Origin of the sequence: Blautia segnis, assembly GCF_014287535.1 — a bacterium.
Taxonomy (GTDB): domain Bacteria; phylum Bacillota; class Clostridia; order Lachnospirales; family Lachnospiraceae; genus Blautia_A; species Blautia_A acetigignens.
Map to the genome: position 1 here is coordinate 1 of NZ_JACOOT010000017.1, position 11,605 is coordinate 11,605.

The 11,605-nt window shown below is 45.0% G+C and carries 13 protein-coding genes and 5 pseudogenes; 7 read left to right on the plus strand and 11 right to left on the minus strand.

Annotated elements, in window-relative coordinates:
- Both H8S54_RS19545 and H8S54_RS07360 read left to right on the plus strand, forming a co-directional pair.
- Positions 1 to 108, plus strand: a pseudogene (locus H8S54_RS19545) (DNA replication protein); the annotation flags it as partial.
- Positions 109 to 411: 303 nt separating this feature from the next.
- Positions 412 to 1,203: pseudogene (locus H8S54_RS07360) on the plus strand (recombinase family protein); the annotation flags it as partial.
- A gap of 70 nt (positions 1,204 to 1,273) precedes the next feature.
- On the opposite strand, the gene H8S54_RS07365 reads toward H8S54_RS07360, so the two are convergent.
- The 9 genes and pseudogenes from H8S54_RS07365 to H8S54_RS07405 form a co-directional block, all read right to left on the minus strand.
- A complete protein-coding gene (locus H8S54_RS07365) occupies positions 1,274 to 1,699 on the minus strand; it encodes a sigma-70 family RNA polymerase sigma factor (protein ID WP_117850953.1) in 426 nt (141 codons plus the stop codon).
- A 560-nt stretch (positions 1,700 to 2,259) separates the two neighbouring features.
- Positions 2,260 to 3,624, minus strand: a complete 1,365-nt coding sequence (locus H8S54_RS07370; protein ID WP_186901194.1) for a sensor histidine kinase — start codon at positions 3,622 to 3,624, stop codon at positions 2,260 to 2,262.
- A complete protein-coding gene (locus H8S54_RS07375; RefSeq protein ID WP_172678098.1) occupies positions 3,615 to 4,277 on the minus strand; it encodes a response regulator transcription factor in 663 nt (220 codons plus the stop codon). The genes H8S54_RS07370 and H8S54_RS07375 overlap by 10 nt, the downstream gene beginning before the upstream one ends.
- Positions 4,278 to 4,315: 38 nt before the next feature.
- Positions 4,316 to 4,693, minus strand: a complete 378-nt coding sequence (locus H8S54_RS07380) for a NisI/SpaI family lantibiotic immunity lipoprotein (protein ID WP_025580194.1) — start codon at positions 4,691 to 4,693, stop codon at positions 4,316 to 4,318.
- Positions 4,686 to 5,429 (minus strand): lantibiotic immunity ABC transporter MutG family permease subunit, encoded by a 744-nt coding sequence (locus H8S54_RS07385; protein WP_025580193.1) that lies wholly within the window; start codon positions 5,427 to 5,429, stop codon positions 4,686 to 4,688. Before H8S54_RS07385 ends, H8S54_RS07380 begins: the two co-directional genes overlap by 8 nt.
- 2 nt (positions 5,430 to 5,431) lie before the next feature.
- Positions 5,432 to 6,178: a lantibiotic immunity ABC transporter MutE/EpiE family permease subunit gene (locus tag H8S54_RS07390; RefSeq protein ID WP_025580191.1), complete on the minus strand. Its 747-nt coding sequence runs from the start codon at positions 6,176 to 6,178 to the stop codon at positions 5,432 to 5,434.
- Positions 6,179 to 6,883 (minus strand): lantibiotic protection ABC transporter ATP-binding protein, encoded by a 705-nt coding sequence (locus H8S54_RS07395; protein WP_025580190.1) that lies wholly within the window; start codon positions 6,881 to 6,883, stop codon positions 6,179 to 6,181.
- Positions 6,884 to 7,421: 538 nt separating this feature from the next.
- Positions 7,422 to 7,580, minus strand: coding sequence for a transposon-transfer assisting family protein (locus tag H8S54_RS19550; protein ID WP_186901195.1), 159 nt, complete (start codon positions 7,578 to 7,580; stop codon positions 7,422 to 7,424).
- 3 nt (positions 7,581 to 7,583) lie between these two features.
- Positions 7,584 to 7,961: pseudogene (locus H8S54_RS07405) on the minus strand (hypothetical protein); the annotation flags it as partial.
- 60 nt (positions 7,962 to 8,021) lie between these two features.
- Here H8S54_RS07405 and H8S54_RS07410 point away from each other — a divergent pair.
- The 5 genes and pseudogenes from H8S54_RS07410 to H8S54_RS07430 form a co-directional block, all read left to right on the plus strand.
- Positions 8,022 to 8,483: pseudogene (locus H8S54_RS07410) on the plus strand (ATP-binding cassette domain-containing protein); the annotation flags it as partial.
- A gap of 11 nt (positions 8,484 to 8,494) precedes the next feature.
- Positions 8,495 to 8,728 (plus strand): annotated as a pseudogene (locus tag H8S54_RS07415) (metal-dependent transcriptional regulator); the annotation flags it as partial.
- A gap of 141 nt (positions 8,729 to 8,869) precedes the next feature.
- Positions 8,870 to 9,121 (plus strand): HEPN domain-containing protein, encoded by a 252-nt coding sequence (locus H8S54_RS07420; protein ID WP_186901196.1) that lies wholly within the window; start codon positions 8,870 to 8,872, stop codon positions 9,119 to 9,121.
- Positions 9,122 to 9,207: 86 nt separating this feature from the next.
- On the plus strand, positions 9,208 to 9,465 hold the full coding sequence (locus tag H8S54_RS07425) for a type II toxin-antitoxin system HicA family toxin (RefSeq protein ID WP_055054195.1): 258 nt from the start codon (positions 9,208 to 9,210) through the stop codon (positions 9,463 to 9,465).
- Entirely contained in the window at positions 9,449 to 9,811 is a 363-nt protein-coding gene (locus H8S54_RS07430) for a type II toxin-antitoxin system HicB family antitoxin (RefSeq protein ID WP_117567313.1), read from the plus strand. Before H8S54_RS07425 ends, H8S54_RS07430 begins: the two co-directional genes overlap by 17 nt.
- A 331-nt stretch (positions 9,812 to 10,142) precedes the next feature.
- Here the strand turns inward: H8S54_RS07430 and H8S54_RS18910 are convergent, their stop codons facing one another.
- Both H8S54_RS18910 and H8S54_RS07440 read right to left on the minus strand, forming a co-directional pair.
- Positions 10,143 to 10,514, minus strand: a complete 372-nt coding sequence (locus tag H8S54_RS18910) for a tyrosine-type recombinase/integrase (protein WP_334298046.1) — start codon at positions 10,512 to 10,514, stop codon at positions 10,143 to 10,145.
- Between the two features lie 143 nt (positions 10,515 to 10,657).
- On the minus strand, positions 10,658 to 11,578 hold the full coding sequence (locus H8S54_RS07440; protein ID WP_181968746.1) for an aldo/keto reductase: 921 nt from the start codon (positions 11,576 to 11,578) through the stop codon (positions 10,658 to 10,660).
- Positions 11,579 to 11,605: the final 27 nt, after the last annotated feature.

Consider the following 11,605-nt stretch of genomic DNA (forward strand, 5'->3'; position numbering starts at 1 on the left):
ATGTTTGCTGATAATACCTACGCTGATGCGTGCCTTACACGAATCACAGATAAACATCATACATATCGTCTGGAAATGAACGGTATAAATATGCGTGAAACAGAATGATATCATCTAGCAGTACTTCGTACCGTTAAAAATGGAATAGCCGTTCCGCAGTAGCGGAACTGGCATTCCGTTTGAACGTAATTTGCACTGTAATGCAATTTTCAGCAGTGGAGCAGATACAGAAGAGTTTTTCTATCGGTTGGGATTAAAAGACGGACTGAATCTGAAAAATACGGTAAAATCTGTATTAGAAATGATATCATGAAATCGGGTGATATATGCTCTAAGTGACTTCTTAATCATGATTTTGTCATGGTTAGTGAAGCAATCACTTAGAGCATTTTTGTTTCAGGAGGTACAGCCATGAGAAATGAAAAAATTACCCCACTGTACGAGCACCTGAGCCGGGACGATGAGTTACAGGGCGAGAGCAACTCCATATCCAACCAAAAACAGATGTTAGAGGATTTTGCCCGCCGGAATGGGCTGCCCAACCCTACGCACTTTACCGATGATGATATCTCAGGCACCCGTTTTGCCCGCCCCGGATTTTTGGCGATAATGGAGGAAGTGGAGGCAGGGCGTGTAGAGGCAATCGTCATCAAGGACATGAGCCGGTTAGGACGCGACTATCTGAAGGTCGGTCAAGTTATGGAGGTTTTGCGGCAGCGAGGCGTTCGTCTGATTGCCATCAACGACGGTGTGGACAGTCTGAAAGGCGATGACGATTTTACCCCGTTCCGCAACATTATGAATGAATTTTACGCCCGTGATACCAGCCGGAAAATCCGCTTTGTGCTTAAGTTAAAAGGCATGAGTGGCAAGCACCTGACCGGCACTGTGATTTACGGCTACTTATGGGACGAAAAACGGGAGCATTGGCTGGTAGATGAGGAAGCTGCCGAAGTGGTACGCCGTATATTCTCCCTCACGCTGGAGTGATATGGGCCTTACCAGATCGCCTGCAAATTATCCACAGACCGGATTGAAATTCCTGTCGTACACCTTGCCCGCTTCAACGAGGGTGTGAACCGTTCAAAGCCGGTCAAAGACCCCTATGGATGGGGATCATCTACCATCGTGAACATTTTAAAAAAACGAGAGTATTTAGGGCATACCATCAATTTCAAGACCCGCAAGCACTTTAAGGACAAGGCCCCGGCGTCACCGGCGCGGGCCGCCTCGATCACTGCAAGGGGCAAAGGCTCCTTATATCTGGCCTGCTTCATTCTGCAATACCTCCCGTCAGTCTTGTTCTCATGGTTTCCAGCGTCTTAGTCCTGTGCCGCTGGACGGCGCTGCGGGACATTCCCACCACCGCGCCGATCTCGCTGTCCGTCAGTTCCAGGACACAATGCAGTATCAAGATGCTTTGTCCCGGCTGGGGCAAGCTGGCAAAGGCAGCGGCCACCAGCCCGTCGCTGATCTGAAGCTCACAGCCATAGGCCGGAAATATAAAACTGTCGCTGGGGTACTGATCTATCGTGCATAGCGTGTCCAGTTCCGAAAGCGGCAGCGTTTCAAAGGATGTTTCCCAGCCACGCTGACGCTTCCTTTCCCGGAAGTAGTCAACGGCTTCATGGTACAGTACCAGCTTGCAAAAATGGTCAAACTGGCAGCGCCTCCCGTAATCATCAGGGGTAACTTTCATCTTCTCACCCCCTTTCCGTGGGGAGTGAGCAGGATGATCCTGTCCGTTGTCAGGGGCCTATGCTGGCTCTGGTCTGCTGACCGCCTCCTTTTCCATCTGATTTTTTGCCGGAAATGACAATCCGCGAAAATCGACAAAAATCGCCCGGCAGGTCGTAAACCTACCGGGCGACGATTTGAAGCGTTTTGTTGTTTTCTTACATGGTATAGTTCATACTCATAGCCGGAATATTCCTGTGGCGGGGCAAGGCTTTTTTTAAGCGGTAGAAGTGGATTAGATTATAATGATAGTAAAACAGCATGGCGGCGTCCTCCCGTGGGCCGCCATGCCTTTAACTGCTGGGAATGACAGAAAGAAAGCAGCGGCCTTGATTTCTCAAAACCGCCACCAGTGAATATAAATTAAGCGTGAAAATGGGTCTGCCCAGCAGCGGTTTTTTTCTTTTCTACCGCTGGGCAGATGTTTTTTCTTTAGATACATGATAAGAGGAATTTTTGAAGATTCCATAAAGATTTGAAAAATGGACGGACATAAAAGACGTCCATTACACTATCGGAAAATCAGCAAGGAAGTTTCATAGTAACCTTTGCGCCGCCGGTTTCTTTTGAATTTTCTAAAATAAGCTGACCATTATGTTGTTCCATAATCGAATTTGTAATATATAGACCCATACCAAAGTGTAACTTTGAATTGCGGCTTTGATCGCCCATATAGAACCGTTCCTGTGCGTGGCATAATGCCTCTTTAGAAAACCCCGTTCCCTCGTCTGTGACTGAAATTTCCACGAAACCGTTGTTACTCTGAACATCCACATAAAGCGTTCCGCCTTGCGGGGAGTAGTCCAGCCCATTACTGATAACATTCATAAGAGCACGTTCTATCAGCACCCTATCAAATTTCAGCATTTGAGGGAGTGAAACAGTATTCATTTGCAGCCGGATTTCTTTTGCCCGGCATAGTGATTCCATATAACCGAACAAGTGCTGCATGAACGCTGGCAAGTCTATACTTTCAATATGGAGCTGATAACCAACCGCCGCCCGTGATATATCAATCAGGGTTTGAATATATGACTGCATCTGGCCGGAGCTTTCCACGACGTAACCAGCGTATAATCGTTGCTCATCATCAAGATTTGTTTCTGTGAGTAAATCAGCATTTCCTTGAATAACCGTCAGAGGCGTTTTCAAATCATGGGCAAGCGCGGCGATTTGCTCTTTCTGTGTCTGTTCGGTTTTCCATTGCCGTTCTAACGAAATTTTCAGATTATCTTTCATATCTGAAAAAGATGCAAGGACATCTTCAAACTCTTTGATTTTGGCGTGTCCTACTTCAAAATCAAGGTTTTGCTTTGAAACCTCCGCAGTTGCTTCAAAAAGCGGGGTCAGTTGTGTACGCAGGTTTTTAGCAAATCTGGCGGTCAGTATGATAATGACCAGCAGCGAATTTACAGCCATCAGGATAAACGCAAGCGTGTCAGGAGATGGAAAATATTCCGGTAGCCATGACACTGTAAATTGAGAACCAATATAATACCTTAAAACGCAAAATTCGTTTTCCCGGACAACAAGTGCAAACTGCCTCCCCGTAGCATATTCAATATATTCTCCCTTTGCGTACAGCAGGGCAATTTCTTTTTCATCATCGTCCATATTGCTGTAAAGCTCATTAAAGTTCTTGTCCAGAATTAAGTAGCCGCATCCCTGTGGAATCACAACCTTTGTAATATCCGGGGCAATCGTCAGCGTTGGAATGATCTCTTTTATCTGCAATTCACTTAGATTTGCTCTTGTAGCTAATCCAGCATTTACAGCAAGTCCCTCCAAACCAGAAGGGACAATAATTGCCGCTACCAGCATGACAATGAGGGAGATAGCAAACTGGCGAAACAATATTTTCAATGTAGGTTTCTTTTTCACTCCCATTTATATCCTATCCCCCATACGGTGCTGATCGGACTTATTTTGAAATGCTCCAATTTCGCACGAATATTTTTTATATGCGTTGAGATCGTAGAGTTATCGCCTATTCCATCAAACCCGAAAACGGCTTCATAGATTTGTTCTTTTGTAAAAACCTGTCCCCGGTTTTTCGCAAGGTATTCACAGATTGAATACTCGCTTTTGGTAAGGGGAACCGGCTGTTCTGAAACATACAGTACCTTTGCGGAAAGGTCAAATCTTATATCAGGCTCAAATGAAAGTGTGCTGTGATGCTCCCTTTTTTCTCTGCGTAAATGTGCCGCGACACGGGCGCGAAGCTCCTGAATACGAAAAGGTTTCGTAATATAATCATCCGCACCGATGCCCAATCCAAACAATATATCTTCCTCTAATGTCTTTGCGGTCAGAAAGAGAATCGGGCAGTCTACCATATTCCTGATCTGTTTGCAAAACTCAAACCCGTCTGTGCCAGGCATCATCACATCCAAAAGAATGAGGTCATAGAAATGCAGCTTTTTGATGTCTACATCATCCGCATTTTGACAGATTGTTATCAAATATCCATCTTTCCCCAAACTGTTCTTAATCAATTCCAAGATAGAAACTTCATCGTCAACTACAAGTAAGTGGGTCAAAAAATCACCTCCCGCCCCATTATACCACATTGTCGAGGTTACTCATCATTATTTTTAATGTCAGCTTTCCGATATTCATTGTTGATATTTACAGCTACGGCATTGCTTATATCCACATCCACAATACTGTAAACGTAGCCGAAACTGAAATCTTCCCCCGCCACATTTTTGAAGCGTTTCGATACCTGCCCGATTTCTTCTTGCAGTTCTGACATTTCAAGACATTCATCCGTTATGGTATATGTCAGGCCGTTATATGAAATTTCATCATAGTTTGCGGCGTTCAGCTCATAATACGGCAGAGATTCATTTAACGCCTTATTTTTATCGGCGGTATCGCGGAGCGCACCGCAGGCCGATAAGCATATAAGACTTACAAGCACAATTACCACGGCAAACAGGCACTTTTTATTCACTGTTTTTACCTCCCTCCCAACCATGAAACCAAACCAAACTGGCAATCAGCAGACAAACAGTGCAGCATACAGAAATAATCATACCGCTGAAAAAATCGGTTTTTACCTGTGCATACAGTTGGGGGCTATCCCATGCAAGCACAGTGTAATCCATAGCACGAACGCCCCAGGCCCAGGGAATATATTTCCATGTAGCGTCACCAAGCCCTGTTATCATAAGGGCAGCTATTAAACTCCCTGCAATTCCCAATCCCATAGATGCACCTTTTCCGAAGCTCATTCCCACAAACAAATGAATCAGGTAAATGGGAAGCATGGTAATCAACAATAGAATCCCTGCTTTCAGGTAAAGGCTTGCCGGAGCATCCCTATATAGTGCAGCGAATGTTCCTAACGCTAAAAATGTTGCGCCAAAAGCACAGATCATCAGAAAACCAAGTTTACCAATATACGTTGCCATGCGAGATGGGATTGTTCCCAACAAAAGCTGATAATGCCCGGCCTGATTTTCAATCTGAACAACCAGACCCACAATAATGCCGATCAGAAACGGGAACGCAACGGCCAGCACTTCCAGATAGGCACTGATTTTGGTTGCCAGTTCCCATCTGGATATATGATAGTAACCCGCAAAAATCGCCGCACATATAATCGGAATCATGCTGTGCATATAGAGCAAAATGCTATGTTTACACTTCTGATATTCTGCTTTCCAGCAGCGAACCACAGATACCATAGTTACCCCACCTCCTTTTTCTCAAACCATCTTGCAGTTAAAAATGACAGCGCCGCAAACCAGGCCAGCGAAATGACCAATACAAGTATAATCATCCAAAATGCCATTGCCGTACTCTGATCTGCAACCGGCTCACCATTAGGCAAAATACCTAACACGGAAATCATAAGATGCGGCACCCAGCTATACGGGCAGATCATCCACAAAGAGGTTGTAGCCGTGAAAATCCCTAAAACGCTTCCAAGTCCGGCATTAAGAATAACCGTGACAAAGATACCAACTTTTTTTGATAACCATAAGCACAGCGGAACTTCCCATAGGCTTGCAATGACAATACAAGCTGTTCCGGCCGCAGCCTGCCAAATTCCGATTGTCAGGGGAATTTCGTTGATAACTAATATTGCAAAACCGCCCAATAGATTTAGCGCCAGGAAAATGAAATTCCCCACACAGGAGTAAATACCGGCCACTCCAATTTTTGCTTTCCAGACTTTGTTCTGCGAAACAGGCAATGAAGCAACGGCACGATATTTTAGTTTGCCATTATCCCGCTGTTCAATCAAGGCACAGGTGAGCGTAAGGAATCCAGGATAAAGCAGGTTATACCACCAATTATAAGAATTGAGCTGGAACCAAAGAGGGGCAAAAAAGTTCATAAGCGCAGTTACAAACGGGGCCAGAACGATCAGCGTTTTTGTGAAAGTTCTCTTATGCTTTAGGTTCTCTGCCTGAATATATGCCATCTCCATTTAATATCCCTCCTTACCATTTCTGCGAATAACATCCATAAAGAGTTGTTCCAAATCTTCACCGGCGCGAAGCTCTCCCTCATATCCAAGGACGCCGCCAGCAATGATACCCACATGATCTGCAATCTGCTGGACTTCTGACAGAATATGGCTGGACAAAATAACTGTAATCCCTTTGCAGGGAAAAGAGCGAATTAACTCTCGAAGTTCCTCAATCCCTAAAGGGTCAAGGCCGTTAGTCGGTTCATCCAGAATCAAAAGCTGGGGACTGTTCAGCAATGCAATAGCAATACCAAGCCGCTGCTTCATACCAAGAGAAAACTGCCCGGCCCGTTTCTTGCCGGTATTCGTGAGCTGGACAATTTGCAATACCTCGTTAATTCGTGCATCGTCCAGGCCGAGCAATGTAGTTCTGACTTTGAGATTTTCGTATGCAGTCAGATTTTCGTAAAGCGGGGGCATCTCAATCAAAGCACCGATATGCTCCAGATCATTCCGCTTCCACGGGTGGCCGTCAAACTCGATGCTTCCCGATGTGGGGCGCAAAATGCCGGTGAGCATTTTTAAGATCGTGGATTTGCCAGCCCCATTCGGCCCCAGCAGACCATAAACCGAGTTGCGCCGGATGTTCAGTGACACATTGTTTACCGCCATTTGCCCCTTGAAATTTTTGCAGAGGTCAGTCGTTTTCAAAATCATATCCATATAATCAAGTCCTTTCTTTGATTTTACGGATAGCATACCGGGCAATTTTGAAGATTTCATAAAGATTCCCGAAAACAGAATATGAACAATACACCGTAACCGTGGAGCATATCGCAACAAAGCACCAACCTACGCATTTAGGGCCTTAAAAAGCCCTATATTTCAAGGTTTTTCCCGCATAGTCGGCGGGGTATGTGAGTGTTTTATCCTATCCCCGCCATAGTGCCGCTCTAAATGCGTAGAATTTACCAGCAGAAAATCGCCGGTTTCTCTGGCTCCATACTCCCAGATATGGTATCATGGAAAAAATCAATCTGACGGGGGTATCAGGATGGACGGACAAGAAAAGCTGCTGGAAGCGTTGCCGAGCTTCCCGCTGGAACAAGAATAACGATCAAGAGGGCTGCACCCTCTTACGCCGCTTTGCGGCTATCACCTGCACACCCCCGAAACAGATACACCCGCTGCGCGTCTGTACCTGTTTCGGGGGCTAATAATGACTGTAACCTACGCCTTTCGGGGCTGATAACCGCCAGTTTCAAGGCTTCTCCCGCACGTTTGCAGAGGTGGGCGAATACTTTATCCTATCCCCGTCAATACCCGGCATGGTTGCGGTGATCTTGCCTATCGTCCTGCGTCGGTCTGCGTTGTGGTACATACAGATCAAATTTTCTTCTTCCACGGTAAAGTGCATCATTCCTCATACCTCCAATTCATTTTTCTTGGTTCTGGCCGCCGCCTTTTTCGGGCTGGTGGCCTGTTTGCTGTCGGCAAGCTGCTTGCGGATAGATGGCCGGGGCTTGCGAATACTCACATCACGGCGCTCATCTTTGTTAATCATGGCATATACCCCGTGTCGGTCTTTTATGCTGGTAAAGCACAGGGACTTATAGGGCAGCATGGCAAAGAGCCGGTCATTGTCCTTGGTGGAAGCCAGTGCGTCAAAGTGCGGTGAGATCTCCACCATAAAATGTGTCTTGTTGGGGCTGTTGGGCGCGGACAGATCTTTCAGCTTATCCACGATGCGCCGGGCCTCGGTTTCAATCCGGCTGTCATGCAAAGCCGTAACGTGGGCTTTGGCTGTCCGTTCTCGGATAGGTCAGCAGCTTCTTTTCATACAGCGTTTGGGCATAGTCAGGTCAGCTTTACCATTACCGAAAAAACGACTACGGCCATTGTCGGCCCTTCCGGGGCAGGAAAGACAACGATGTGCAACCTGATTGCCCGTTTTTGGGATGTGAATGCCGGAAAGATTACCATAGGCGGTACTTTGTCCGGTGGCGAGAAACAGCGGATTTCCATCGCCCGCGCCATGCTGAAGGACGCACCTATCATCATTTTGGACGAGGCAACAAGCAGCGTTGACCCGGAGAATGAGGATGAATTGCAGCGGGCTATCGAGGCATTGACCCATGACAAGACCATCATCATGATTGCCCACCGTCTGAAAACCGTCCGCAACGCCGATCAGATCCTTGTACTGGACAACGCTCATATCGTCCAGCGCGGCACTCATGCGGAGCTGATCCAGCAAAAGGGCCTGTATGCCGATTTTGTATCGGCCAGACAGGAGGCCATCGGCTGGAAGCTGGCTCAGTAAAGGAGGTTCAGATGAAACTTCATGCGTCCGGGGAGGACTACCTGGAAACTATCCTTGTTCTCCAAAAGAAACTCGGTATGGTGCGCTCCGTAGATGTAGCCCGGCACATGGAGGTGTCAAAACCCAGCGTGTGCAATGCAGTGGCTACCTTGCGGGACGGCGGCTTTCTCACTATGGACGAAGATCATTTTCTCCATCTGACCGATGTAGGCCGCGAGGTTGCCGAAGAGGCATATACAAATTATGCACAGCGAGAGTCTGATAGATATGGAGACAGACCACATGGGTTTGATAATGACAAAAGAGATAAAAGTGTATATTAGAAATTTTCTTTTGGAAGAATTGAAGATTCGGGAGATTGCAGACAGTTACCGGAAGTAAAACGGATGTTAGAACCATTGAAATTTTTTGGAGAGAAATTTCAGGATAAAGTATATAATGAAATAAATGGTAACGAAGAGAAAGAAAGACAACTAAAGGCATTTCAGGAAATTTTTGCAATTCGTAATCTTATTGCTCACCAGACCTTTGTTGAATTTACAAGTAATAGAATCAGAGGGAAATCTTTTTCTGATATAAAACAAATGCATGAGGATGCACTTGAATTTGTAAGGTATTTAAAGACAAAATTCTCATAGTGATTTTTATAAAAATAATGTATAATACATAAAAAGATTGACACCATATACGACACCACATATAATATACGTAGGAGGTATAACAAATGTCAAAGTGGGATAAACTGATAACACGTATATGCAATTTATCGAAAGACCTCCGATTTGATGAGTTACGGAAGGTATTGGAAAGCTACGGATACGAAATGAATGCACCAAGAAGTGGAAGCAGTCATTACACTTTCAGAAAACAAGGGTGTATGCCAATTACAATACCAAAGCACGAACCAATCAAGAAAGTATATGTGGAAATGGTAAGGCAGATTGTAGAAAGCGAGGCGAAGAATGATGAAGACGCTGAATGATTATATGGCAATGTCCTATCGTATGGAAATTGTGGAAGACAAAGATGAAGGCGGATTTGTAGTTTCTTATCCGGATTTGCCTGGTTGCATTACTTGTGGTGAGACAGTGGAGAGTGCGGTAGCAAATGCACTGGATGCAAAAAAAGCATGGATTGAAGCTGCATTAGAAGAAGGCGTAGAGATTCATGAACCAGATAGTTTGGAAGATTATTCTGGGCAGTTTAAATTGAGAATTCCACGAAGTCTGCACAGATCACTGGCAGAACATTCTCAGCGGGAAGGAATCAGCATGAATCAATATTGTGTGTATCTACTTTCCAGAAATGATGCAGTGTTCTCAAAATAAAGGTTGTACAACATTTTCGCATCAGTTATAATGAAGCTGGCAACAAATTGGCAACAGAAAATCAGCAAGCCAAAATAATATATGCAACAGAAATAAAATAACGGCAAAAAAGATATAAAACTTAAACAAATATATTTAAGAACATCTTTGGACTTGCCGAGTTTGAATAGAAGCCACAAGTCTTGGAACCCGCTAAACAAGCGGATTCCGAGACTTTTTCTTTTTACTCTGCTACTAATTTGCTACTAATAGCAACTACTCTTTTTTTATCGTTTTCATATGTTGGCTTTAACTTTAATAGCAAGAAACCCTGATGACTGCGGGATTTCTACTATATGATCTTTCGTTGTGGCATCTGGATGATTTTCCCTGATGCGGTATTTGGTGGTACTAACGAAGGTCCGAACTGAGGTCGGGCGGTTACATCTGAGCCGTTGCTCTGAGTCTGCGGCACTTCACATGTGATACCTGCGGCTTCAAGCAGAGGGTTATCAGATGGTGGTTCAGGTGTTGGCGAATCTGTTGCCTGCAATGATTCCAGACTATGCACAAGCTCCTGCTGTTTATGTGGAAACAGATGGGAGTATGTGTTAAGTGTTGTGGATACCTTTTCATGTCCGAGCCTGTCTGCTAACATCAAGGCATCACAGCCCTGATTAATAAGTAAGCTGGCGTGACTGTGTCTGAGGTCGTGTACTCTGATCTGCTCAACACAAGCTCTGCATCTGCCAGAACCTTTATCTCGTTTATGAGACCAGACTTCGTAAAAGAGAAGATTCTTTTGTACAACTTGCTAATTCTAAGGATTACCAGCATTTTGAAAATAATGCTGGTAATCGATAATCCCTACGGAAGCAGATGACCTGCCGCCAGGTACAGCTCATACCATTCCTCACGAGTCAGAGTAATATCGCACGCCGCGATAATTTCTTTCAGGCGGCTTTCACTTGCAGTGCCGGTAACAATCTGCATATTTGCCGGATGACGTAAAATCCACGCAGCCGCAATAGTAGTATCGCTGACATTATATTTTTCGGCAATCACATGAAGTTTTTTATTCAGTTCAGGGTATTCGTCGCTTCCGAGAAAGCAGCCTTTCCATGCCGGCATCTGAAACGGAGACCATGCCTGGAGAGTGATATTGTGGAGGCGGCAGTAGTCGAGCAGACTTCCATCGTGATCGATTGAACCTGGGGTTTCCATATTGACTTCCATGCCATTTGCAACAAGATTGGAAACAGGGATGCTGAACTGAACCTGATTGACAACGAGTGGTTGGCGGACATATTTCTGCAGCAGTTCAATCTGCATCGGCTTATGGTTTGAAACTCCAAAATGGCGAACCTTTCCGCTTTCATAAAGAACATCAAATGCAGCAGCAACATCTTCCGGTTCTACGAGTGTATCCGGACGGTGAAGAAGCAAAAGATCAAGATAATCTGTATGGAGCCTTTGTAAAATGCCATCGACAGATTTCAGAATGTGCTCCTTTGAGAGATCATAGAAGCCTTGGCGGATGCCACATTTTGACTGAAGATAAATATCTTCACGCTTTATGGATGAATCATCTGCGAACGCTTCTCCGAATATGCTCTCGCTCATACCATCACCGTAGATATCCGCGTGATCAAAGAGATATGCACCTTGTTCCAGAGCTGCATGAATAAAACGATTCATCTCATCCTTCGATTTTTCAGAAAGGCGCATGCATCCAACAGCAACTGAAGGAACCTTTCGTATGTGATTTCCTAAAATTATTTCTTTCATAGTAAAAATCTCCTTTGCAGTTATTTT